The organism is Pseudomonas sp. SAR267 (assembly GCF_052077595.1).
Taxonomy (GTDB): Bacteria; Pseudomonadota; Gammaproteobacteria; order Pseudomonadales; family Pseudomonadaceae; genus Aquipseudomonas; species Aquipseudomonas vlassakiae.
The window spans coordinates 3160172-3186238 of record NZ_JBQIHU010000001.1; the positions used below are offsets into that span (position 1 = coordinate 3160172).

Below are 26067 nucleotides of genomic sequence, written 5' to 3' on the forward strand. Positions count from 1 at the left end.
TATTTTGCGAGCGATGCCAATCTAAAGTCATAACGTTAAATAGCCGCTTGCCAATTCTTACTTTCGTATTAGTTGTATCGCTGTTACCTGCCTTTTTCAGCGTTCGGGCGTACAGGCCGCGTCCTGTCTGGCTTCGGCAAGCGTGGAGAGGGCTTTGTATAATTTCTGGGTTGCGACTTGTGTATCTCGCGTTAGTCTTTCCCTATCGCAGCGGAGGTTGGCTACGTGCAGAAATTCTTGGCGATTTGAAACCTTCGAATAGCGATGTCGTCAGCTTTAAGAACACCGGGCCATTGTTGATGGGGCCTGCTTCCAACTATCGCAAGGAAGAGAGCGCCACGTGGAATCCGAAGTCCGTCGAGCCCAGCTCAGTCATGACCCGCGTAGTCAGCACGACGATCCGCTGCTGGATTGCCTGCTGACCCTCTGTGTACTGCATCAGAAACCCGCCAGCCGGGTGATGCTGACCACCGGGCTGCCATTGCCGGCCCAGCGCCTGAACGCCGAACTGCTGCCCCGCGCCGCCGCCCGCGCCGGCCTGCAGGGGCGCCTGTTGCAGCGCAAGCTGGAGCAGATCCCGAGCATCGCCATGCCGGCCATGCTGCTGCTCAAGGAAGGCCGCGCCGCCGTGCTGCTGGGTTGGGAAAACGCCGACACTGCACGCCTGCTGCTCAGCGAAAGCGATGGCGGCGAGGTGCTGGTCAGCCGCGAAGCGCTGATCGGGGACTACAGCGGCAAGGTGTTCTTCGCCCAGCCGCAGCACAAGTACGACGTCAACCACGGCAACCTGATTCCGCGCGCCAAGTCCTGGTTCCGCGACACCCTGCTGCGCAGCAAATGGCTGTACATGGATGCCATCGCCGCCAGCCTGGTGATCAACCTGATCGCCCTGGCCGCGCCGCTGTTCGTGATGAACGTCTACGACCGCGTGGTGCCCAACCAGGCCACCTCGACCCTGTGGGTGCTGGCGGTGGGCATTACCGGTGCCTACCTGTTCGACCTCATCCTCAAAGGCCTGCGCAGTCTGTGCCTGGACCTGGCCGGCAAGAAGACCGACCTGATCATCTCGGCCACATTGTTCGAGCGCATCGTCGGCATGTCGATGAAGTACCGCCCGGCGCGGGTCGGCAGCTTTGCTCAGAACATCCACGAGTTCCAAGGCCTGCGTGACTTCCTCGCCTCGCTGACCCTGACCAGCCTGATCGACCTGCCATTCACCCTGATCATTCTCATGGTCATCGCCATCGTCGGCGGCCATCTGGTGTGGATCCCGGTGCTCGCCTTCCCGTTGGCGCTGGGCATCGGCTACGCCCTGCAAAAACCCCTGATGGCGACCATGGAGCGGACCATGGCGCTGGCCTCCGAGCGCCAGTCGAGCCTGATCGAAACCCTGGCCGGCCTGGATGCGGTCAAGGTCAACAACGCCGAGAGCGAGCGCCAGTACCGCTGGGAGCAGACCCTTGGGACCCTCAGCCGCCTGGAACTGCGGGTCAAGGTGCTGTCGGGCCTGGCCATGAACATCACCTTGATGATCCAGCAACTGGCTGGCGTGGCGATGATCTGCGTCGGCGTGTATCAGATCATCGATGGCAACCTGAGCATGGGCGGCCTGGTGGCCTGCTACATGCTCAGTGGTCGAGCTCTCGGCCCGCTCGGGCAGTTGAACGGGTTGCTGGCCCGCTACCAGCAGGCCAAGGTGACCATGGTCTCGACCAACCAGATGATGGAACTGCCGCAAGAGCGCAACTTCGAGGAACGCCCACTGAGCCGCCAGGTGCTGCAGGGAGCGATCGAGTTCCGCGGGGTCGATTTCACTTACCCGAACCAGCAGAACATGGCCCTGAAGAACATCAGCCTGAACATCCGCCCGGGCGAGAAAGTCGGCATCATCGGCCGCAGTGGCTCGGGCAAGAGTTCGCTGGCCAAGCTGATCGTCGGGCTGTATGAGGCGGACAACGGCTCGTTGCTGGTAGACGGCGTGGACATTCGCCAGATCGACGTCAGCGAGCTGCGTCACAACGTCGGCTACGTGCCGCAGGATATCCAGTTGCTGGCCGGTACCTTGCGCGACAATCTGGTCAGCGGTGCCCGCTACATCGAGGACGAGCTGATCCTGCAAGCCGCCGAGCTGGCTGGCGTGCACGAGTTCGCCCGGCTGCACCCGGACGGTTACGAGTTGCAGGTTGGCGAGCGCGGGCAAAACCTCTCCGGTGGCCAGCGGCAGAACGTCGCGCTGGGCCGTGCGCTGTTGCTCAACCCGCAGATCCTGCTGCTCGACGAGCCAACTGCGGCCATGGACAACACCGGCGAAGAGCGCCTCAAGCAGCGCCTGCAGGCGGTAATCGAGAACAAGACTGTGCTGCTGGTGACCCACCGGGCCTCGCTGCTGACCCTGGTCGACCGGCTGATCGTCATCGACCGCGGCCAGGTGGTTGCCGATGGCCCCAAAGCTTCCGTCATGGATGCGCTGAAGAAGGGGCAGATCAGTGTTGCATAAGCTCGATATCGGACAGTTCAAAGACAACCTGCGCCGCTACTTCAAGGGCTCCGACTCGCTGCACGGGCAGCCGCTGCCCGAGGTCAACAAAGCGCTCATCGAAGACGCCCCGCGCGTCGTGCGCCTGACCATCTGGGGCGTGATCGCGTTCTTCCTGTTCCTGATCGTCTGGGCCAGCTTCGCGCCCATCGACGAAGTCACCCGTGGCGAGGGCAAGGCCATTCCCTCGTCCAAGGTGCAGAAGGTGCAGAACCTCGAAGGCGGCATCGTCGCCGAGATCTTCGCCAAGGAAGGGCAGGTGGTCGAGGTCGGCCAGCCGCTGCTGCGCCTGGACGAAACCCGCTTTATCTCGAACAAGGGCGAAACCGAAGCCGAGCGTGTGGCCATGGCCCTGCGCGTCGAGCGCCTGAGTGCCGAGGTCGACGACAGCCCGCTGAAGATCGACGACAAGCTGCGCGAGGCCGCTCCCAGCCAGGCGGCCAGCGAAGAGTCGCTGTTCGCCAGCCGGCGTCAACAGTTGAATGACGAGATCAATGGCCTGCAACAGCAGCTGGTGCAGAAGCAGCAGGAGTTGCGTGAGTTCAACTCCAAGCGTGCCCAGTACGCCAGCAGCCTGCAGTTGCTGAACCAGGAAATCGGCATGTCCGAGCCGCTGGTGGCCAGGGGGGCGATTTCCCAGGTCGAGATCCTGCGCCTGCGCCGCTCCGAGGTGGAAACACGCGGCGAACTGAGCGCCACCGAACTGGCTATCCCGCGCGCCGAGGCGGCGGTGAAGGAAGTGCAGAGCAAAATCGAGGAAACCCGCGGCAAGTTCCGCAGCGATGCCCTGACCCAGCTTAACGAGGCGCGCACCGACCTGAACAAGGCGACTGCCACCACCAAGGCGCTGGATGACCGGGTCAACCGCACACTGGTCACTTCGCCGGTGCGCGGCATCGTCAAGCAGCTGTTGGTCAACACCATTGGTGGTGTGATCCAGCCGGGCAGCGACATCATCGAGATCGTGCCCCTGGACGATACGCTGGTGATCGAGGCGAAGATCCTGCCCAAGGATATCGCCTTCCTGCACCCGGGGCAGGAGGCCATGGTCAAGTTCACCGCCTATGACTACACCATCTACGGCGGCCTCGAGGCCAAGCTGGAGCAGATCGGCGCCGACACCATCACCGACGAAGACAAGAAGACCACCTACTACCTGATCCGCCTGCGCACCGAGAAGAGTCACCTGGGCAGTGACGCCAAGCCGCTGGAAATCATCCCCGGCATGGTCGCCACGGTGGACATCATGACCGGAAAGAAAACCATCATGAGCTACTTGCTCAAGCCGATCATCAAAGCCCGTACCGAAGCCCTGCGCGAGCGCTGATGAGGTTTACGGCCTTGTAGAGGGTACCCTGTGGGAGCGGGCGTGCCCGCGAACACCGGCGAAGCCGGTGCCATACACTGCGGAGCCTGCTTCGCGGGCAAGCCCGCTCCCACAGGGGCCGAGTCGGTTTGCAGAGTGCCGCTCAGATCAACCCGGTGTCTTCTTCTTCCTCAATCAGGTTGTTCAGGCTGCCCAGCGCCTTGCGCGCGGTAGAGCGGTTGAGCAGCTTGGCCTGGGCACCGGCGGGCAGGTCGGTGATGCTGATCACACCCTTGGTGGTCAGCACATCGATCAGATCCTCCAGCACGCGGATCATGTCCAGGTCGCTCTGCTTGAGCTGGCGCAGGCTGTTCTCGACCACATCGTCGGCAAACCATTCCTGGATCTCGGCATGGTCGGCCGGGAGCATTTCCGTGAATTCGGCATAGGGGGCAGCTTCTACCCGCAGCAACTGGCCGTCGGCGTCGCGTTGCACGTAGAACATGGCGTCGTCCCTCGTCACGATGGTTCCTTAGTTGGTAATCCGCAGCATAGGCAAAGTTCACCAGGCAGGTGAACCCGGCGCGTGAGTATGCGCTGCGCGAGGGGTGGCAGGGAAGGCCGCCCCCGCGGTGGCCTGGGCTGGCCACCGCGGGACGGGGATCAGTGATCGACCTTGATGGTCGGGTCGGCACCGCTGATCAACGAGTTGACCGTGGTGTTTGACCAGTTCACGCCTTCGAGCTTGATGGTCACGTCGGCGCTGCCACCGGCGTTGAGCTTGCCTTCGGAGCTGACCTGCAAGGTCGAAGTGCCATCTGCGGCGGTGGTGATCTTCAAGTAGTTGTCGATGGTGCTGGCGGTCTCGCCCTGTAGCAGGTCGTGCAGGTCGAGGCGGTCACCCTCGCTGGGCTTGAAGTCCTTGATCACGTCGTTGCCAACATCACCGGCCTTCCACACGAACAGGTCGGCACCGCTGCCACCGATCAGGATGTCATTCCCTTGACCGCCGATCAGGGTGTCGTTGCCGCTGCCGCCGAGCAGGATGTCATTGCCCTTGCCGCCATCGAGGTAGTCGTTGCCACCCTGGCCGAAGATGATGTCATTGCCTGCGCCGCCCAGCAGGGTATCGGCACCGTCGTTGGCCCCCGAAATGTCGAACTCGGTGTAGTGTTCGCTGACGTACTGGTGCATCGCCCGCGCGTCCACGTCACCGACATCGACACCGGTCTTGCCGGCGACATAGGCCTGGATGGCCTCGACACCGGTGCCGGCGATGGACGGGAAGGTCACCAGGTCGCCGAAGATGATGTCGTTGCCGTCGCCACCGTTGACCGTGTCGTTGCCCGGCAGGGTGGCTTCGGTGTGACCGAGGATGGCATCGGCGAGCTTGCTCGGGTCGATGTTGGTCTGCGGCTTGCCATCGGTGTCGTACGGCTTCAGGTCGTTGGCGTTGACGCCGCTGTTCAGGCCGATCGCTTCGACGTCGGACAAGGCCGAGAGGATCTTGAAGCTATCGGTCGAGTTGGTGCTGGTGGCGCTGTTGGTGGAGTTGCCGGTACCCGCCAGCGACGACAGCTCGTAGCCGCCGTTGCCTTCGGCATGCAACTGGCCGCTGGTACTGTACGACCAGCCGCCTCTGTTGCTGTACGTCTGTACCTGCAGGTTGCCGCTGCTGTCGATGCTGATGTAGTTGGTGTTGTTGATGTAGGCATTGACCGTCATGCCCGCCTTGTAATTGATCGAGGCGAGGTAGTCGTCCATGGTGACGCCGGAGTTGCCCAGGGTCGGGTTGGTCTTCTCGTTGGTCTGGTAGTAGGTTGGCTGCCCGTCGGTAATGAAGAACGTCTGGTTACTGCCGGTGCTGCCCGCTGCCTTGAGCGCCTCGAACCAGTTGGCGGTGGTCTTGAAGGCATCTTCGTAGTTGGTACCGCCACCGGACGACAAGTTGTTCAGCGCCGCGAGCAGGGTTTTCAGGCCCGCGTCGTTGAGGGTCACCGAAACAGTGCTCTTGACCTGGGTGGCGAAGTCCACCAGAAGGATGTTGACCACACCCGACTGGGCGCCTTTGACGCTGGCCGCCAGGGTCTTGAACACCGACTCCAGCGAAGACTTGGCCGCGCTTACGCCCGACGAGCCCATCGAGCCCGAGGTGTCGACGATGAAGGCGATGTTGTAGTTCTGCCCCGGCACCACGTGCAGGCCATTGACGTCCGAGACGATGATGTCGTTGCCATCGGTACCGGTGATGGAGTCGCTGTCGGACGACAGGTTGCTGGTGGTGTAGGCCTGCGGGTAGACCGTGACCTTGATGGTGCCCTCGGTGGTAGCGGTACTGCCGCCGACGCTTTCACTCGAAGTCGAGCTGACCTTCACGTCGAACTGGCCTTGGTAGTAGGCCGGTGGCTTGATGGTCAGGCTGCTCAGGTTCCAGCCGGTGACATCTACCGCGCCGCTGCCGACGGTAATGGTGTGGCCAGCGCTGTCAGCCAGCACCGAGCCTGCCGGGATGCCCGAGAGCTTGACGCTCAGGGATTCCGAACCGTCGGTGTCGGTCAGTGCGGTGTTGATGCTCACCAGCTTGATCGGGGCGCCGTTCTCGCCGCCTTCGTTGAGCTTGTAGCCGTCGTAGTAGCCCACGCCGTTGCTGCCATGCAGGTCCGACACCGTTACACCGGCATTCGCCAGCGCACTGACGTTCGGGTACATCGGGATGTTGGCGCTGCTGAGGTCGGTGACCCCACCGCTGCCCACCTGGATGTTGACGTCCAGGCTGCCAGGGCCAGCCTGGTTGGCGCTGTAGATCTCCAAGGTGTAGTAGCCGCTGGTGGTCGGGGTGAAGCTGCCCGTGATGCTGCCGCTGGCGTTGGCCCAGGTGGCGCCGGCGACGTTCTTGCCGCCGATGACGATCTGCAGGCTGTCGTCGGCGGTGCCGCTGAAGGTGTAGGTCTTGCCGGCTTCCAGGTAGATCAGGCCGGAAGTCTTCGAACCCGTGCCCGCAGTGATGCTGGCCGTGGTGTCGACCGTGGTCACGGTTTCGGTCTTGCCGGCCTTGCCGGAGTTGGCGAACACGTTCTTCAGCGTGTCACCGGTAATGCCGTTGCCGTTGGTGCCCAGGCCGGTGAGGCTGGTCCAGGTTTCCTTGGTCAGGCCCAGCGAGTTGACGCTGTTGTTGCCGATGCTCAGCGACGGGGCGTCGGCGACCGGTTTGATGTCGACCTTCAGCGTGGCCTGGTTGCCCGCGTCCTTGCCGTCGGTAGGTGTGTACTTGATCTGCGCGTAGTCGGCCTGCTTGTTGCCCACGCCGGTGCCGCCGTAGCCGTCGACACCCGACTCGTTGGTGGCCGGTACGAACTTGAGCTTGCCGGCGGCGATGTCGGCCTGGCTGACGGTCTGGCCGGCCTTGACGTCGGTCCAGGTCGAGCCGACCAGCAGCTGCAGTTTGCCGGCGCCCGGCAGGGTATTGATGGTCACGCCCAGGCTGCTCAGCGGCGAATCGACGTCGCTGACGTTGAAGTCGCTCCAGGCCAGTACCAGGTCGGTGTCTTCGTTGCCGGTGACCGCGCCGCCGGTGGTGGTCGGCGCGTCGTTCACGGCAATCACGTTGACCGTGGTGGTCGCTATGTTCGACGTGTTGACACCATCGGTCACTGTCACCGTGATGATCCGCGGCGTGGTGCTCGGGTCTTCGCTGGTGTTGATGAAAGTGATGTTCTTGATCGCCTGGATGTAGTCGGCCAGCGACGCAGTGCCGCTCAGGGTCAGTACCACCTTGCCGTCGGTGCTGTTGGCGTTGATGGTGATGCCGTTGACGCTGTTGCCCAGGTTCAGCGCATCGCCTGGCTGACGATTGGTCAGGGTGACGGTGGCGCCGGTCAGCATCGAGCTGTCGTAGTCGGTGATGGTCACGTCGACATCGCCGATCGACACACCGCTGCCTGCCTGGCCTTCGGTGAAGGTGGTCTGGTAGTCGGCGCCGGTCTTGCCGCTGGAATTGTTGGCGTCCAGGTCCAGCACGGGCGCCGGTTCGTAGATCACCGTGGTGGCGCTACCGGCGCTGCCGCTGATGGCCAGGTTCTCGAAGTTGCCACCGGTGGCCGAGTCGATCTTGACGGTGAACTGCTCGGTGCCTTCGGTGATGTTGTCCTTGATGGTCGGGATAGTGAAGGTGGCCGTCGAGCTGTTGGCCTTGATCACCACGGTGGCCACGCCGGTGTAGTCGGCGCCGTTGCTGGCGGTGCCACTGTAGCTCAGCTTCACGATGACATCGGTCTGTGCCGGGTTGGTCAGCGCCAGGGTGTAAGTGGCCGTGCCGCCCTCGGCCACCGCGGTGGTGCCGTCGATGCTCAGGGTGGTGGTCTGGATGGTGTCGGTCACGGCGGTGACCGCAGCCTTGTCGCTCACGGTCAGCTGCTCGAAGTTGCCACCGGTGGTGCCGGTGATGGTTGCCGAGACGTTGGCCGCACTGATGTACACGTCGTTGGCCGGGGCCGCAACGGTGACGGTGCCTGTGGTCTTGCCAGCATCGATCTGGATCACCGCACCGTTGCTCAGGGTCACCGTCATGGCGGTGTCGGCCTTGTTGGTCAAGGTGGCGGTGTAGGTGATCTGGCCACCTTCAGCAACGGTCTGGGTGGCGCTGAGGCTCAGGCCGGTGTTGTCGAGGGTGTCGGTGACCTTGGTTTCGGCATAAGCGGCATCGATGATCAGCACCTCGAAGTCGCCACCGGTGGCGCCGGTGATGTTGACCTTCTGTGTGCTGGCGTCGATGTAAGGATCGTCGCCAGGGGCATTGACCGTCACACTGCCTTCGCTCTGGCCCTTGGCGATGGTGATGACTTCACCGTTGCTCAGGGTGACCTTCATCTCGGTGCCGGCCGGGTTGGTCAGCTTGGCGGTATAGGTGATCTGCCCGCCTTCGGCGACGGTCGGGGTAGCCGTCAGGCTCAGGCTGGTCAGGTCCTTGGTGTTCGGACCATCGTTCACCGTGGTGCTTGGCGTGCCGACCGCCACCAGTTTCTCGTAGTTGCCGCCGGTCATGCCGGTGATGCTGTTGGTCAACGGCGTGTTGGTGATGTAGACGTTGTTGGGTGCGGTGTAGTTGACCGAACCACTGGTTTCGTTGACGCCGATGGTGATGGTCTGGCCGTTGGCCAGGCTGATCACCAGCGGATGCTCGGTTACCGGCGAGGTTACGGTCGCGGTGTAGGTGACCACGCCGCCTTCGGTCACGCTCGGGGTCGCGGTCAGGGTCACGGTGCTGGTGTCGAGGGTATCGGTCACGGCCGTGACCGCGGGGGTCGCGCTGACGTTCAGCTTCTCGAAGTCACCGCCGGCGGTGCCGGTGATGCTCACGCTGACGTTGCCGGCATCCACGTATACGGTGTTCTTTGGCGCGTCGACGGTGACGGTGCCTTCGCTCTGGCCCTTGGCAATGGTGACCACCGAGCCGTTGCTCAGGTTGATGGTCATGGCGCTGCCGGCCGGGTTGCTCAGCTTGACGGTATAGGTGATCTGGCCGCCTTCCTGAACGGTACCGGTAGCGCTCAGGCTGACATTGGTGGTGTCCAGGTTGCTCGGGTTATCGATGACCGTGGTACTTGGGGTACCGGCGGTGACCAGTTTCTCGTAGTTGCCGCCGGTGACGCCGGTGATGCTGTTGGTCAGCGGTGCATTGGTGGTGTAGACATTGTTCGGCGCAACAAAGTCTACCGAGCCACTGGTCTCGTTGACCTTGATGACGAGGCTCTGACCGTTGGCGAGCGAAACCACCAGCGGTGAGCCGGTTACTGGCGCTGTCACGGTTGCCGTATAGGTCACCACGCCACCTTCGCTGACGCTTGGGGTGGCTGTCAGGGTGACCGTGCTGGTGTCGATCGAATCGACTATCGATGTTTTCGCTGACGCAGGATCGATGTCCAGCTTCTCGAAGTTGCCGCCTTGAGCCTTATCGATCGTCACTTCTACGGTGTGAGCGTTGTTATAGACGTCGTTGGCCTCGGTCTGAAGCTCAATGCTGCCGGTGGTTTTTCCAGCTTCGATGGTGATGCTCTTGCCGTTGCTCAGCGTGACGGTGACGGCGGTCTGGGCTGGGTTGGTCAGTGTGGCGGTGTAGGTGATCTTGCCACCTTCGACCACGGTTTCCGATGCCGACAGAGAGACGGTAGTGGTGTCGATGGAGTCGCTGATCACGGTTTCGACTGGGGTCTTGTCAGCCTCCAGGGCTTCGAAGTTGCCGCCTTCGGCTTTCTCGATCGAAACCGAAACGGTGGAGCCGTTGTTATAGACGTCGTTAGCGGCCGTCGGCACATCGACGGAGCCCACGGTTTTGCCAGGATCAACAGTGATGGTCTTGCCGTTCGACAAGGTCACGGTCACGGCGCTCTGAGCAGGATTGCTCAGGGTCACGGTGTAAGTGATCACACCGCCTTCGGTGATGCCCGGGGTGGCGGTCAACGTGGCGGTAGTGGTGTCGACGGAATCGCTGATAACGGTTTCGACCGGCGTCTTGTTGACGTCCAGGGCTTCGAAGTTGCCGCCTTCGGCTTTCTCGATCGAAACCGAAACGGTGGAGCCGTTGTTGTAGACGTCGTTGGCGGCCGTCGGCACATCGATGGAGCCCACGGTCTTGCCGGCTTCAACGGTGATGGTCTTGCCGTTGCTCAGCGTGACAGTCACGGCGGTCTGAGCCGGGTTGCTCAGCGTCACGGTGTAGGTGATCACGCCGCCTTCGGTGATGCCCGGGGTAGCCGAGAGGGTCGCGGTAGTGGTGTCGACCGAGTCGCTGATAACGGTTTCGACCGGCGTCTTGTTGACGTCCAGGGCCTCGAAGTTGCCGCCTTCGGCTTTTTCGATACTGACGCTGACCGTGGAACCGTTGTTGTAGACGTCGTTGGCCGCTGTCGGCACATCGACGCTGCCCACGGTCTTGCCGGCTTCGACGGTGATGGTCTTGCCGTTCGACAAGGTCACGGTCACCGCGGTCTGGGCCGGATTGCTCAGGGTGACGGTGTAGGTGATTACGCCACCTTCGGTGATGCCCGGGGTGGCAGTCAACGTGGCGGTGGTGGTGTCGACCGAGTCGCTGATAACGGTCTCGACTGGAGTCTTGTTGACGTCCAGGGCCTCGAAGTTGCCGCCTTCGGCTTTCTCGATCGAAACCGAAACGGTGGAGCCGTTGTTGTAGACGTCGTTAGCGGCCGTCGGCACATCGATGGAGCCCACGGTTTTGCCAGCATCTACGGTGATGGTCTTGCCGTTCGACAAGGTCACGGTCACCGGAGTCTGGGCAGGGTTGCTCAGAGTCACGGTGTAGGTGATCACGCCGCCTTCGGTGATGCCCGGGGTAGCCGAGAGGGTCGCGGTAGTGGTGTCGACCGAGTCGCTGATAACGGTTTCGACTGGGGTCTTGTCGGCCTCCAGGGCTTCGAAGTTGCCGCCTTCGGCTTTCTCGATCGAAACCGAAACGGTGGAGCCGTTGTTATAGACGTCGTTAGCGGCCGTCGGCACATCGACGCTGCCCACGGTCTTGCCGGCTTCGACGGTGATGGTCTTGCCGTTGCTCAGCGTGACAGTCACGGCGGTCTGAGCCGGGTTGCTCAGCGTCACGGTGTAGGTGATCACGCCGCCTTCGGTGATGCCCGGGGTAGCCGAGAGGGTCGCGGTAGTGGTGTCGACCGAGTCGCTGATAACGGTTTCGACTGGGGTCTTGTCGGCCTCCAGGGCTTCGAAGTTGCCGCCTTCGGCTTTCTCGATCGAAACCGAAACGGTGGAACCGTTGTTGTAGACGTCGTTAGCCGCCGTCTGTACATCGACGCTACCCACGGTCTTGCTGGCTTCGACGGTGATGGTCTTGCCGTTCGACAAGGTCACGGTCACGGCGGTCTGAGCCGGGTTGCTCAGCGTCACGGTGTAGGTGATCACACCGCCTTCGGTGACGCTTGGGGTGGCTGAGAGGGTCGCGGTAGTGGTGTCGACCGAGTCGCTGATGACGGTCTCGACCGGGGTCTTGTTGACGTCCAGGGCTTCGAAGTTGCCGCCTTCGGCTTTTTCGATCGAAACAGAAACGGTGGAACCGTTGTTGTAGACGTCGTTGGCGGCCGTCGGCACATCGACGCTGCCAACGGTCTTGCCGGCCTCAACGGTGATGGTCTTGCCGTTCGACAGGGTCACGGTCACGGCGGTCTGAGCCGGGTTGCTCAGCGTCACGGTGTACGTGATCACGCCGCCTTCGGTGACACCTGGGGTGGCCGAGAGGGTCGCGGTAGTGGTGTCGACCGAGTCGCTGATGACGGTCTCGACCGGGGTCTTGTTGACGTCCAGGGCCTCGAAGTTGCCGCCTTCGGCTTTTTCAATGCTGACGCTGACAGTTGAACCGTTGTTGTACACGTCGTTGGCGGCCGTCGGCACATCGACGGAGCCCACGGTTTTGCCAGCATCGACAGTGATGGTCTTGCCGTTCGACAAGGTCACGGTCACGGCGGTCTGAGCCGGGTTGCTCAGAGTCACGGTGTAAATGATCACGCCGCCTTCGGTAACGCCTGGGGTAGCGGTCAACGTGGCGGTGGTGGTGTCGATCGAGTCGCTGATCACGGTTTCGACTGGGGTCTTGTTGACGTCCAGGGCTTCGAAGTTGCCGCCTTCGGCTTTCTCGATCGAAACCGAAACGGTGGAACCGTTGTTGTAGACGTCGTTGGCCGCTGTCGGCACATCGACGCTGCCCACGGTCTTGCCGGCTTCGACGGTGATGGTCTTGCCGTTCGACAAGGTCACGGTCACCGCGGTCTGGGCCGGATTGCTCAGGGTGACGGTGTAGGTGATTACGCCACCTTCGGTGACACCTGGGGTAGCCGAGAGGGTCGCAGTGGTGGTGTCGATCGAATCGCTGATGACGGTTTCGACTGGGGTCTTGTCAGCCTCCAGGGCTTCGAAGTTGCCGCCCTCGGCTTTTTCAATGCTGACGCTGACAGTTGAACCGTTGTTGTACACGTCGTTGGCGGCCGTCGGCACATCGACGGAGCCCACGGTCTTGCCGGCTTCAACGGTGATGGTCTTGCCGTTGCTCAGCGTGACAGTCACGGCGGTCTGGGCCGGATTGCTCAGGGTGACGGTGTAGGTGATCACGCCACCTTCGGTGACACCCGGGGTGGCCGAGAGGGTTGCGGTGGTGGTGTCGACCGAGTCGCTGATAACGGTCTCGACTGGAGTCTTGTTGACGTCCAGGGCTTCGAAGTTACCGCCTTCGGCCTTCTCGATCGAAACAGAAACGGTGGAACCGTTGTTGTAGACGTCGTTGGCGGCCGTCGGCACATCGACGGAGCCCACGGTTTTGCCAGGATCAACAGTGATGGTCTTGCCGTTCGACAAGGTCACGGTCACGGCGCTCTGAGCAGGATTGCTCAGGGTCACGGTGTAAGTGATCACACCGCCTTCGGTGATGCCCGGGGTGGCGGTCAACGTGGCGGTAGTGGTGTCGACGGAATCGCTGATAACGGTTTCGACCGGCGTCTTGTTGACGTCCAGGGCTTCGAAGTTGCCGCCTTCGGCTTTCTCGATCGAAACAGAAACGGTGGAGCCGTTGTTGTAGACGTCGTTAGCGGCCGTCGGCACATCGATGGAGCCCACGGTTTTGCCAGCATCTACGGTGATGGTCTTGCCGTTCGACAAGGTCACGGTCACCGGAGTCTGGGCAGGGTTGCTCAGAGTCACGGTGTAGGTGATCACGCCGCCTTCGGTGATGCCCGGGGTAGCCGAGAGGGTCGCGGTAGTGGTGTCGACCGAGTCGCTGATAACGGTTTCGACTGGGGTCTTGTCGGCCTCCAGGGCTTCGAAGTTTCCGCCTTCGGCTTTCTCGATCGAAACCGAAACGGTGGAGCCGTTGTTATAGACGTCGTTAGCGGCCGTCGGCACATCGACGCTGCCCACGGTCTTGCCGGCTTCGACGGTGATGGTCTTGCCGTTGCTCAGCGTGACAGTCACGGCGGTCTGAGCCGGGTTGCTCAGCGTCACGGTGTAGGTGATCACGCCGCCTTCGGTGATATCCGGAGTAGCCGAGAGGGTCGCGGTGGTGGTGTCGATCGAGTCACTGATGACGGTTTCGACTGGGGTCTTGTCGGCCTCCAGGGCTTCGAAGTTGCCGCCTTCGGCTTTTTCGATACTGACGCTGACCGTCGAGCCGTTGTTATAGACGTCGTTAGCTGCTGTCTGCACATCGACAGTGCCCACAGTCTTGCCGGCTTCAACGGTAATGGTCTTGCCGTTCGACAAGGTCACGGTCACCGGAGTCTGAGCCGGGTTGCTCAGGGTGACGGTGTAGGTGATCACACCGCCTTCGGTGATGCCTGGGGTAGCCGAGAGGGTCGCGGTGGTGGTGTCGATCGAGTCGCTGATCACGGTTTCGACTGGGGTCTTGTTGACGTCCAGTGCTTCGAAGTTGCCGCCTTCGGCCTTCTCGATCGAAACAGAAACGGTGGAACCGTTGTTGTAGACGTCGTTAGCGGCCGTCGGCACATCGACGGAGCCCACGGTTTTGCCAGGATCAACAGTGATGGTCTTGCCGTTCGACAAGGTCACGGTCACGGTGCTCTGAGCAGGATTGCTCAGGGTCACGGTGTAGGTGATCACACCGCCTTCGGTGATGCCCGGGGTGGCGGTCAACGTGGCGGTAGTGGTGTCGACGGAATCGCTGATAACGGTTTCGACCGGCGTCTTGTTGACGTCCAGGGCTTCGAAGTTGCCGCCTTCGGCTTTCTCGATCGAAACAGAAACGGTGGAGCCGTTGTTATAGACGTCGTTGGCGGCCGTCGGCACATCGATGGAGCCCACGGTTTTGCCAGCATCTACGGTGATGGTCTTGCCGTTCGACAAGGTCACGGTCACCGGAGTCTGGGCAGGGTTGCTCAGAGTCACGGTGTAGGTGATCACGCCGCCTTCGGTGATGCCCGGGGTAGCCGAGAGGGTCGCGGTAGTGGTGTCGACCGAGTCGCTGATAACGGTTTCGACTGGAGTCTTGTTGACGTCCAGGGCTTCGAAGTTTCCGCCTTCGGCTTTCTCGATCGAAACCGAAACGGTGGAGCCGTTGTTGTAGACGTCGTTGGCGGCCGTCGGCACATCGATGGAGCCCACGGTCTTGCCGGCTTCAACGGTGATGGTCTTGCCGTTGCTCAGCGTGACAGTCACGGCGGTCTGAGCCGGGTTGCTCAGGGTCACGGTGTAGGTGATCACGCCGCCTTCGGTGACACCTGGGGTGGCCGAGAGGGTGGCGGTGGTGGTGTCGACCGAGTCGCTGATAACGGTTTCGACTGGGGTCTTGTCAGCCTCCAGGGCCTCGAAGTTGCCGCCTTCGGCTTTTTCGATGCTGACGCTGACCGTGGAACCGTTGTTGTAGACGTCGTTGGCGGCCGTCGGCACATCGACGCTGCCCACGGTCTTGCCGGCTTCAACGGTGATGGTCTTGCCGTTCGACAGGGTCACGGTCACGGCGGTCTGAGCTGGGTTGCTCAGGGTAACGGTGTAAGTGATCACACCGCCTTCGGTGACGCCTGGGGTAGCGGTCAACGTGGCGGTGGTGGCGTCGATTGAATCGCTGATCACGGTCTCAACCGGCGTCTTGTCGGCCTCCAGGGCTTCGAAGTTGCCGCCCTCGGCTTTTTCAATGCTGACGCTGATAGTTGAACCGTTGTTGTAGACGTCGTTAGCGGCCGTCGGCACATCGACGGAGCCCACGGTTTTGCCAGCATCGACAGTGATGGTCTTGCCGTTCGACAAGGTCACGGTCACCGGAGTCTGAGCCGGGTTGCTCAGGGTCACGGTGTAAGTGATCACACCGCCTTCGGTGACACCCGGAGTAGCCGAGAGGGTCGCAGTGGTGGTGTCGATGGAGTCGCTGATGACGGTCTCGACCGGGGTCTTGTTGACGTCCAGTGCTTCGAAGTTGCCGCCTTCGGCTTTTTCGATGCTGACGCTGACCGTGGAACCGTTGTTGTAGACGTCGTTAGCTGCTGTCTGTACATCGACAGTGCCTACAGTCTTGCCGGCCTCAACGGTGATGGTCTTGCCGTTCGACAGGGTCACGGTCACGGCGGTCTGAGCTGGGTTGCTCAGCGTCACGGTGTAAGTGATCACGCCACCTTCGGTCACACCTGGGGTGGCCGAGAGGGTCGCAGTGGTGGTGTCGATCGAGTCGCTGATCACGGTTTCGACTGGGGTCTTGTTGACGTCCAGTGCTTCGAAGTTACCGCCTTCAGCTTTCTCGATCGAAACAGAAACGGTGGAACCGTTGTTGTAGACGTCGTTGGCGGCCGTCGGCACATCGACGGAGCCCACGGTCTTGCCAGCATCGACAGTGATGGTCTTGCCGTTCGACAAGGTCACGGTCACGGCGGTCTGAGCCGGGTTGCTCAGAGTCACGGTGTAAGTGATCACGCCGCCTTCGGTAACGCCTGGGGTAGCGGTCAACGTGGCGGTGGTGGTGTCGATCGAGTCGCTGATCACGGTTTCGACTGGGGTCTTGTTGACGTCCAGGGCTTCGAAGTTGCCGCCTTCGGCTTTCTCGATCGAAACCGAAACGGTGGAGCCGTTGTTATAGACGTCGTTAGCGGCCGTCGGCACATCGACGGAGCCCACGGTCTTGCCGGCTTCAACGGTGATGGTCTTGCCATTGCTCAGCGTGACAGTCACGGCGGTCTGGGCCGGATTGCTCAGGGTGACGGTGTAGGTGATCACGCCACCTTCGGTGACACCCGGGGTGGCCGAGAGGGTGGCGGTGGTGGTGTCGACCGAGTCGCTGATAACGGTTTCGACCGGGGTCTTGTTGACGTCCAGTGCTTCGAAGTTGCCGCCTTCGGCCTTCTCGATCGAAACAGAAACGGTGGAACCATTGTTGTAGACGTCGTTAGCGGCCGTCGGCACATCGACGCTGCCCACGGTCTTGCCGGCTTCGACGGTGATGGTCTTGCCGTTCGACAGGGTCACGGTCACGGCGGTCTGAGCTGGGTTGCTCAGCGTCACGGTGTAAGTGATCACGCCACCTTCGGTCACACCTGGGGTGGCCGAGAGGGTCGCAGTGGTGGTGTCGACCGAGTCGCTGATAACGGTCTCGACTGGAGTCTTGTTGACGTCCAGGGCCTCGAAGTTGCCGCCTTCGGCTTTCTCGATCGAAACCGAAACGGTGGAGCCGTTGTTGTAGACGTCGTTAGCGGCCGTCGGCACATCGATGGAGCCCACGGTCTTGCCGGCTTCAACGGTGATGGTCTTGCCGTTGCTCAGCGTGACAGTCACGGCGGTCTGAGCCGGGTTGCTCAGCGTCACGGTGTAGGTGATCACGCCGCCTTCGGTGACACCTGGGGTGGCCGAGAGGGTGGCGGTGGTGGTGTCGACCGAATCGCTGATGACGGTTTCGACCGGGGTCTTGTTGACGTCCAGTGCTTCGAAGTTGCCGCCTTCGGCCTTCTCGATCGAAACAGAAACGGTGGAACCGTTGTTGTAGACGTCGTTGGCCGCTGTCTGCACATCGACAGTGCCCACAGTCTTGCCGGCTTCAACGGTGATGGTCTTGCCGTTCGACAGGGTCACGGTCACGGCGGTCTGAGCTGGGTTGCTCAGGGTAACGGTGTAAGTGATCACACCGCCTTCGGTGACGCCTGGGGTAGCGGTCAACGTGGCGGTGGTGGCGTCGATTGAATCGCTGATCACGGTCTCAACCGGCGTCTTGTCGGCCTCCAGGGCTTCGAAGTTGCCGCCCTCGGCTTTTTCAATGCTGACGCTGATAGTTGAACCGTTGTTGTAGACGTCGTTAGCGGCCGTCGGCACATCGACGGAGCCCACGGTTTTGCCAGCATCGACAGTGATGGTCTTGCCGTTCGACAAGGTCACGGTCACCGGAGTCTGAGCCGGGTTGCTCAGGGTCACGGTGTAAGTGATCACACCGCCTTCGGTGACACCCGGAGTAGCCGAGAGGGTCGCAGTGGTGGTGTCGATCGAATCGCTGATAACGGTTTCGACCGGGGTCTTGTTGACGTCCAGTGCTTCGAAGTTGCCGCCTTCGGCCTTCTCGATCGAAACAGAAACGGTGGAACCGTTGTTGTAGACGTCGTTAGCTGCTGTCTGCACATCGACAGTGCCCACAGTCTTGCCGGCTTCAACGGTAATGGTCTTGCCGTTCGACAAGGTCACGGTCACGGCGGTCTGAGCCGGGTTGCTCAGGGTCACGGTGTAGGTGATCACGCCCCCCTCGGTCACGCTAGGCGACGCGCTCAGGGTAGCGGTGGTGGTATCGATCGAGTCGCTGATGACGGTCTCGGCAGGCGCCGGGTTCGGCGTCAGCTGCTCGAAGTTGCCGCCAGTGGCACCAGTGATGGTGGTGCTGACAGTCGAACCGTTGTTGTAGACATCATTGGCCGGCGTCTGGAAATCGACGCTACCGGTGCTCTTGCCGGCTTCGACGGTGATGGTCTGGCCGTTCGACAGGGTCACGGTCACCGGAGTCTGAGCCGGGTTGCTCAGGGTCACGGTGTAGGTGATCACGCCCCCCTCGGTCACGCTAGGCGACGCGGTCAGGGTTGCGGTGGTGGTATCGATCGAGTCGCTGATGACGGTCTCGGCAGGCGCCGGGTTCGGCGTCAGCTGCTCGAAGTTGCCGCCAGTGGCACCAGTGATGGTGGTGCTGACAGTCGAACCATTGTTGTAGACATCATTGGCCGGCGTCTGGAAATCGACGCTACCGGTGCTCTTGCCGGCTTCGACGGTGATGGTCTGGCCGTTCGACAAGGTCACGGTCACCGGAGTCTGGGCAGGGTTGCTCAGGGTCACGGTGTAGGTGATCACGCCACCCTCGGTCACGCTAGGCGACGCGGTCAGGGTAGCGGTGGTGGTATCGATGGTGTCGGTGATTTCGGTCACTGCCGGCGTCTGCGGCAGGGTCACGATCACGTTGCCGCCACCGGTGGTGCCGGTCACGGTGGTGGAAATCTGCCCGCCATCGATATACGGCGTGTCGTTCCCTGCAACCGGCACGTTGACGGTACCGGTGGTCTGGCCAGCCGGAATGACGATGACCGCGCCGTTCGAAAGGGTCACGGTCAGGTTGGTCGCCGGAGCCTGGCCGACGGTGGCGGTATAAACGATGACGCCACCCGCTTCAGTGATGGAAGGGGTGGCGCTGAGGGTGAGGTCGGTGGCGATCATCGTGACCGCCGTACTGGAGGTGGTGTCGACCCCCCCGGTTTCCTCGGTGGTCGCTGCGGTGGCGAAGCCTATCGGGGCCGTAGGGAAGCCGATGGTCGGGTCCACGCTGCCGGCCGTGGCGTCGAGCATTACGAAGCTGTGGCCGCCGCCTGCCGCGCCGCCACCGCCTGCCGCCGAAGGGCCGGCAGCCGTGGCTTCGAGTTGTGTAGTCGGGTCGACACCGGCGGCGATCGCCTGCTGCAGTTCTTCAACCGACGGGGCGGCTTGTGCGGCGGCCTGGCCCAGGTCAGTGCTGCTATCCGGCGCATCCGCGCTCCATTGGGAGTCGCGGCCCAGGTCGAGCAGGCGGCCATCGGCCAGTTCGAGGGTCACCGCCCCGCCCACCCCGGTGAGCACCTGCTCGCCCGCGAACAGGCGATCGCCCTCGATGAGTACGCGCCGGATGCCTTCTGGGGATACTGCGATGACTTGGCCAACAATGCTCTTGACGATCGCAACAACGCTGCTCATTGGACTCTCCGGCTTATCCGATGATGGGACGTCCCGGCCCATAGCGGCGTCTGTGGCGCCGCATCAGGCGGAAATGTATCGGTAATAGGTCTGGACTTTTGACGTCAATTATTTGGCTATAACTCCTTGGAATTAACTTTATGCCAAACTATTGACCTTAAGTGTGCCATCCTAAACAATTGGCGAAGTAATGTCACATTGATATTTGAACGTGTGCTTTTCCTTCCCGAAGTGCCTCTCGAAGTGCCCTGTTGGAAGCTCGCTCATCGGTCAGATCAGGTTGCCATTTTCCAAACCTGCACAGCTTCCGCCGTGATTCAGGACAACAGCGCCTTCGGGGATCCGTAAAAAATGCGTGCGCCACTGTTTATCGCTCTGCCACTCGCTTTCGCCGCCACTTTCGTCCACGCCCAAACGCTGCCAGAAGCCATGCAGCAGGCCCTCGAAGTGCATCCCGAGATCCAGGCCGGGGTGAATGCGCGCGTGGCCGCCGACTACCAGTTGCGCGCCGCCAAGGGCGGCTATTTGCCGCAGGTCAACGTCACCGCCGGTTACGGCCGTGAAGGCAGTGACAGCCCGAGCACCGGTAACCGCTGGGAAACTTTGAACCGCGGCGAATCGGCCATCCGCCTGCGGCAGATGGTGTTCGACGGCTTCGCCACCTCCAGCGAAGTTGGCCGCCAGCAGGCTACCGTCAACGCCCGTGCCTACGCGCTGATGGACACCTCCGAGCGCACTGGCCTGGACGTGGCCAAGGTCTACCTCGATGTGCTGTCGCGCCGCGAGATGGTGCGCCTGGCCCAGGAGAACCTGCAGAACCATGAACGCATCCTCGACCAGATCAAGCTGCGCACCAGCCGTGGCGTCGGCCGTCTGGCCGACCTCGACCAGGCTGAAGCGCGCCTGGCCCAGGCCCAGAACAACCTGATCACCGAGCAGACCAACCTGGCCGACGCCAACACCAACTTCCTCAGCGTGGTGGGGCAGATGCCGGATGAGCTGAGCGCCCCGGCGCCATTCATCGACCTGCTGCCAGCCAGCCTGGAAGAGGCCCGCGCGCAGATGGTAGAAAGCAGCCCGGTGCTGCGCTCGGCCGAGTCAGACATCGCCGCGGCGGAAAAACAGTACGACGCCGCCAAGTCCAGCTTCTACCCGCGCTTCGATGCCGAACTCGGTCGCACCGCCGACAACAACATCGACGGTGTCGCCGGTCACAACAACGATTGGGAAGCCATGGTGCGAATGAACTTCAACCTGTACGCTGGCGGCAGCAACAAGGCCGAGCTGGAAGCCAAGTCGCACCTGGCCGGCCAGGCCCTGGACATTCGCAACAATGCCCTGCGCCAGCTGAACGAAGAACTGGGCCTGGCCTGGAACGCGCAGGAAAACGCCAACGCCCAGGTGCCGATCGCCCAGCAGTACGTCGACCACAGCAACCGCGTGCGCAGCGCCTACCAGCAGCAGTTCAGCCTCGGTGAGCGGACCTTGCTCGACCTGCTCGACAGCGAGAACGAAACCTTCACCGCCCAGCGCCGCTTGGTAGAAGTGAAGAATATTCAGTTGTTTACTCAGTACCGAATCAAGGCGACCATTGGCCAGCTGCTCAAGAGCCAGGGCGTTGTCGCGCCGATGGCCACCGTTGTGCAGAACGATTTGAAACCCAGGGTGAACCTGCCAGGCTTGAACTGAGGCGCACCCATCCACCTACCCGCCAGGTTGAAGAGAGCACCGCGTGGAATCCGAAGTCAGTCGAGTCCAACTCAACCACGATCCACGCAGTCAGCATGACGATCCGCTCCTGGATAGCCTGCTGACGCTGTGCGTCCTGCATCAAAAGCCTGCCAGCCGGGCGATGCTCACCACCGGGCTGCCATTGCCGTCCCAGCGCCTGAACGCCGAGTTGCTGCCCCGCGCCGCCGCCCGCGCCGGCCTGCAGGGGCGCCTGTTGCAGCGCAAGCTGGAGCAGATCCCGAGCATCGCCATGCCGGCCATGCTGCTGCTCAAGGAAGGCCGCGCCGCGGTGTTGCTGGGCTGGGAGAATGATGACACTGCGCGCCTGCTGCTCAGCGAGAGCGATGGCGGCGAGGTGCTGGTCAGCCGCGAAGCCCTGATCGGGGATTACAGCGGCAAGGTGTTCTTCGCCCAGCCGCAGCACAAGTACGACGTCAACCACGGCAACCTGATTCCGCGCGCCAAGTCCTGGCTCCGCGACACCTTGCTGCGCAGCAAGTGGCTGTACATCGACGCCATCGCCGCCAGCCTGGTAATCAACCTGATCGCCCTGGCTGCGCCGCTGTTCGTGATGAACGTCTACGACCGCGTGGTGCCCAACCAGGCCACCTCGACCCTCTGGGTGCTGGCCGTCGGTATCACCGGCGCGTATGTGTTCGACCTGATTCTCAAAGGGCTGCGCGGCCTGTGCCTGGACCTGGCCGGCAAGAAGACCGACCTGATCATTTCGGCCACCCTGTTCGAACGCATCGTCGGCATGTCGATGAAGTACCGCCCGGCGCGGGTCGGCAGCTTTGCCCAGAACATCCACGAGTTCCAGGGGCTGCGCGACTTCCTCGCCTCGCTGACCCTGACCAGCCTGATCGACCTGCCGTTCACCCTGATCATCCTGCTGGTGATCGCCATCATCGGCGGGCACCTGGTGTGGATCCCGATCCTCGCCTTCCCGTTGGCCCTGGGCATCGGCTACGCCCTGCAGCGGCCGCTGATGGCAACCATGGAGCGAACCATGGCACTGGCCTCCGAGCGCCAGTCGAGCCTGATCGAGACTCTGGCCGGCCTGGACGCGGTGAAGGTCAACAATGCCGAAAGCGAACGCCAGTACATGTGGGAACAGACCCTCGGCACCCTCAGCCGCCTTGAGCTGCGGGTGAAGGTGCTGTCGAGCCTGGCGATGAACATCACCCTGCTGATCCAGCAACTGGCTGGCGTGGCGATGATCTGCGTTGGCGTGTACCTGATCATCGACGGCAACCTGAGCATGGGCGGCCTGGTGGCTTGCTACATGCTCAGTGGCCGTGCCCTGGGCCCGTTGAGTTCGCTCAACGGCCTGCTTGCCCGCTACCAGCAGGCCAAGGTGACCATGGTCTCGACCAACCAGATGATGGAACTGCCGCAAGAGCGCAACTTCGAGGAACGCCCGCTGAGCCGTAAGGTGCTGCAGGGTGGCATCGAGTTCCGCGGCGTCGACTTCACCTACCCGAACCAGCAGAACCAGGCGCTAAAGGGCATCAACCTGCTAATCCGCCCCGGCGAGAAAGTCGGCATCATCGGCCGCAGTGGCTCGGGCAAGAGTTCGCTGGCCAAGCTGATCGTCGGGCTGTATGAGGCGGACAACGGCTCGTTGCTGGTAGACGGCGTGGACATTCGCCAGATCGACGTCAGCGAGCTGCGTCACAACGTCGGCTACGTGCCGCAGGATATCCAGTTGCTGGCCGGTACCTTGCGCGACAATCTGGTCAGCGGTGCCCGCTACATCGAGGACGAGCTGATCCTGCAAGCCGCCGAGCTGGCTGGCGTGCACGAGTTCGCCCGGCTGCACCCGGACGGTTACGAGTTGCAGGTTGGCGAGCGCGGGCAAAACCTCTCCGGTGGCCAGCGGCAGAACGTCGCCCTGGGCCGTGCGCTGTTGCTCAACCCGCAGATCCTGCTGCTCGACGAGCCCACTGCGGCCATGGACAACACTGGCGAAGAGCGCCTCAAGCAGCGCCTGCAGGCGGTAATCGAGAACAAGACTGTGCTGCTGGTGACCCACCGGGCCTCGCTGCTGACCCTGGTCGACCGGCTGATCGTCATCGACCGCGGCCAGGTGGTTGCCGATGGCCCCAAAGCTTCCGTCATGGATGCGCTGAAGAAGGGGCAGATCAGTGTTGCATAAGCTCGATATCGGACAGTTCAAAGACAACCTGCGCCGCTACTTCAAGGGCTCCGACTCGCTGCACGGGCAGCCGCTGCCCGAGGTCAACAAAGCGCTCATCGAAGACGCCCCGCGCGTCGTGCGCCTGACCATCTGGGGCGTGATCGCGTTCTTCCTGTTCCTGATCGTCTGGGCCAGCTTCGCGCCCATCGACGAAGTCACCCGTGGCGAGGGCAAGGCCATTCCCTCGTCCAAGGTGCAGAAGGTGCAGAACCTCGAAGGCGGCATCGTCGCCGAGATCTTCGCCAAGGAAGGGCAGGTGGTCGAGGTCGGCCAGCCGCTGCTGCGCCTGGACGAGACCCGTTTTGCCTCCAATGTCGGTGAAACAGAAGCCGACCGCCTGGCCATGGCCCTGCGTGTCGAGCGTCTGAGTGCCGAGGTTGAGGACCGCCCGCTGAAAATAGACGAAGAACTGCGCAAGGCCGCGCCCAGCCAGGCGGCGGACGAGCAGTCGCTGTACCAGAGCCGCCGCCAGCAGTTGCAGGACGAACTCGCTGGCCTGCAACAGCAGCTGGTGCAGAAGCAACAGGAGCTGCGGGAGTTCACTTCCAAGCGCGCCCAGTACGCCAACAGTTTGCAGTTGCTGCGCCAGGAGATCGGCATGTCCGAGCCGCTGGTGGCCCAGGGCGCGGTCTCCCAGGTAGAGGTGCTGCGCCTGCGCCGCTCCGAGGTGGAAACCCGTGGCCAGATGGAGTCCACGGCGCTGGCTATCCCGCGTGCGGAAGCGGCCATCAAGGAAGTCGAGAGCAAGATCGAAGAGACCCGCGGCAAGTTCCGCAGCGAGGCCCTGACCAAGCTTAACGAAGCCCGCACCGAGCTGAACAAGGCCACCGCTACCAGCAAGGCACTGGACGACCGCGTCAACCGTACCCTGGTCACTTCGCCGGTACGCGGCATCGTCAAGCAGCTGTTGGTCAACACCATTGGTGGCGTGATCCAGCCGGGCAGCGACATCATCGAGATCGTGCCGTTGGACGATACGCTGGTGATCGAGGCCAAGATCCTGCCCAAGGACATCGCCTTCCTTCACCCGGGGCAGGAAGCGACCATCAAGTTCAGCGCCTATGACTACACCATCTACGGTGGGTTGAAGGCCAAGCTTGAACAGATCGGCGCCGACACCATCACCGACGAAGACAAGAAGACCACCTACTACCTGATCCGCCTGCGCACCGACAAGAGCCACCTGGGCACCGACCAGAAGCCGCTGCTGATCATCCCCGGGATGGTCGCCACGGTAGACATCATGACCGGCAAGAAGACCATCATGAGCTACCTGCTCAAGCCGATCATGAAGGCCCGCGACGAGGCTCTGCGCGAGCGGTAAGCCCGACGCAGGCGCGCGCCCCTGTAGGAGCGGCCTTGTGTCGCGAAAGGGCCGCAACGTGGCCCCAGGGGTATCAGCACAGAGGCAGAGATTGCTGGGGCCGCGTTGCGGCCCTTTCGCGACACAAGGCCGCTCCTACAAGGGCAGTGCATGGTTCGAGCACCAAAATCAGGCACCACAACCCTTCATATCTTTATTCTTTAAAGATATTTAAATTATTTTTCTTATACCCCTATAGTCGCTCCCACTGCGTACCCGTCGACCAATCGATGCGCCGCACGACTTGAACCCACACGGGTAATCCCCGTGCGTTTCTGATCGTTGCGCGCCATTGAAGTCGCGCACTGCGTGGGAGTGACACATGCCAGCCGCCTCGAACGCCTTGTCGACCATCGACAGCGCCCAGCCGCAAACCTTCGAAATCCGCCCTTTCTCCGGTGCCGTCGGCGCCGAGCTCATTGGCCTGGACCTGGCCAGGCCGGTCAGCGCCGAGGATTTCGCCCGTATTCATCGCGCCCACCTCGACCACCATGTGCTGGTGTTCCGTGACCAGCGCATCAGCCCGGAACAACAGATCGCCTTCAGCCGCCGCTTTGGCGAGTTGCAGATCCATGTGCTCAAGCAGTTTCTGCTTGCCGGCCACCCGGAAATCCTGATCGTCTCCAACATCATCGAGAACGGTCAGAATATCGGCCTTGGCGATGCCGGCAAGTTCTGGCACTCGGACCTGTCGTACAAGGAGCTGCCGAGCCTCGGCTCCATGCTGCATGCCCAGGAGCTTCCCAGCGAAGGCGGCGACACCCTGTTCGCCGACATGCACAAAGCCTGGGATGCGGTACCCGAAGCCCTGCGCAAAGTGGTCGAGGGCCGCAGTGCCGCTCACTCCTATACCGCCCGTTACGCCGAAACCAAATTCGAAGGCAACTGGCGCCCGACCTTGACCGCCGAGCAGCTCGCGCAGGTGAAGGAAGTCATCCACCCGGTGGTGCGTACCCACCCGGAAAACGGCCGCAAGGCGCTGTTCGTCAGCGAAGGCTTCACTACCCGCATCGTCGGCCTGCCGGATGACGAAAGCCGCGACGTGCTGCAACAGCTGTACGCGCTGAGCGTGCTCGAACAGAACATCTACCGCCACCAGTGGCAACCCCATGACCTGGTGTTCTGGGACAACCGTTCACTGATTCACCTGGCCACCGGTTGCCCGGCGCACCTGCACCGCAAACTGTTGCGCACCACCATCCAGGGCGATGCCCCGTTCTGACGACTGAGGAATTCAT

Annotated in this window: 8 protein-coding genes; 6 read left to right on the forward strand and 2 right to left on the reverse strand. The window is 62.2% G+C overall.

Annotation, left to right across the window (positions count from 1 at the left end; genetic code table 11):
• Positions 1-340 precede the first annotated feature (340 nt).
• Positions 341-2497: a type I secretion system permease/ATPase gene (locus ACTORR_RS15110; protein ID WP_441343702.1), complete on the forward strand. Its 2157-nt coding sequence runs from the start codon at positions 341-343 to the stop codon at positions 2495-2497.
• Positions 2487-3863 carry an HlyD family type I secretion periplasmic adaptor subunit gene (locus tag ACTORR_RS15115; RefSeq protein WP_054883981.1) on the forward strand — a complete coding sequence of 459 codons (1377 nt, stop codon included), beginning with the start codon at positions 2487-2489 and terminating at the stop codon, positions 3861-3863. Before ACTORR_RS15110 ends, ACTORR_RS15115 begins: the two co-directional genes overlap by 11 nt.
• 142 nt (positions 3864-4005) lie before the next feature.
• Here the strand turns inward: ACTORR_RS15115 and ACTORR_RS15120 are convergent, their stop codons facing one another.
• Positions 4006-4347 carry a hypothetical protein gene (locus ACTORR_RS15120; RefSeq protein WP_054883982.1) on the reverse strand — a complete coding sequence of 114 codons (342 nt, stop codon included), beginning with the start codon at positions 4345-4347 and terminating at the stop codon, positions 4006-4008.
• A gap of 158 nt (positions 4348-4505) precedes the next feature.
• Positions 4506-19535, reverse strand: a complete 15030-nt coding sequence (locus tag ACTORR_RS15125; protein ID WP_441343703.1) for a retention module-containing protein — start codon at positions 19533-19535, stop codon at positions 4506-4508.
• Between the two features lie 351 nt (positions 19536-19886).
• Here ACTORR_RS15125 and ACTORR_RS15130 point away from each other — a divergent pair, with 351 nt between their 5' ends.
• The 4 genes from ACTORR_RS15130 (at position 19887) to ACTORR_RS15145 (ending at position 26051) form a co-directional block, all read left to right on the forward strand.
• Positions 19887-21224 carry a TolC family outer membrane protein gene (locus ACTORR_RS15130; RefSeq protein ID WP_099816025.1) on the forward strand — a complete coding sequence of 446 codons (1338 nt, stop codon included), beginning with the start codon at positions 19887-19889 and terminating at the stop codon, positions 21222-21224.
• 43 nt (positions 21225-21267) lie between these two features.
• Positions 21268-23424: a type I secretion system permease/ATPase gene (locus tag ACTORR_RS15135; protein WP_441343704.1), complete on the forward strand. Its 2157-nt coding sequence runs from the start codon at positions 21268-21270 to the stop codon at positions 23422-23424.
• On the forward strand, positions 23414-24790 hold the full coding sequence (locus ACTORR_RS15140) for an HlyD family type I secretion periplasmic adaptor subunit (RefSeq protein WP_441343705.1): 1377 nt from the start codon (positions 23414-23416) through the stop codon (positions 24788-24790). Before ACTORR_RS15135 ends, ACTORR_RS15140 begins: the two co-directional genes overlap by 11 nt.
• A gap of 361 nt (positions 24791-25151) precedes the next feature.
• A complete protein-coding gene (locus tag ACTORR_RS15145) occupies positions 25152-26051 on the forward strand; it encodes a TauD/TfdA dioxygenase family protein (RefSeq protein WP_313365502.1) in 900 nt (299 codons plus the stop codon).
• Positions 26052-26067: the final 16 nt, after the last annotated feature.

What these genes read in the sequence shown, in the direction of transcription:
- ACTORR_RS15120 (WP_054883982.1), bottom strand. Translation starts at nt 4,347, where the DNA reads ATGTTCTACGTGCAACGCGACGCCGACGGCCAGTTGCTGCGGGTAGAA.
- ACTORR_RS15125 (WP_441343703.1), bottom strand. Translation starts at nt 19,535, where the DNA reads ATGAGCAGCGTTGTTGCGATCGTCAAGAGCATTGTTGGCCAAGTCATC.
- ACTORR_RS15130 (WP_099816025.1), top strand. Translation starts at nt 19,887, where the DNA reads ATGCGTGCGCCACTGTTTATCGCTCTGCCACTCGCTTTCGCCGCCACT.
- ACTORR_RS15145 (WP_313365502.1), top strand. Translation starts at nt 25,152, where the DNA reads ATGCCAGCCGCCTCGAACGCCTTGTCGACCATCGACAGCGCCCAGCCG.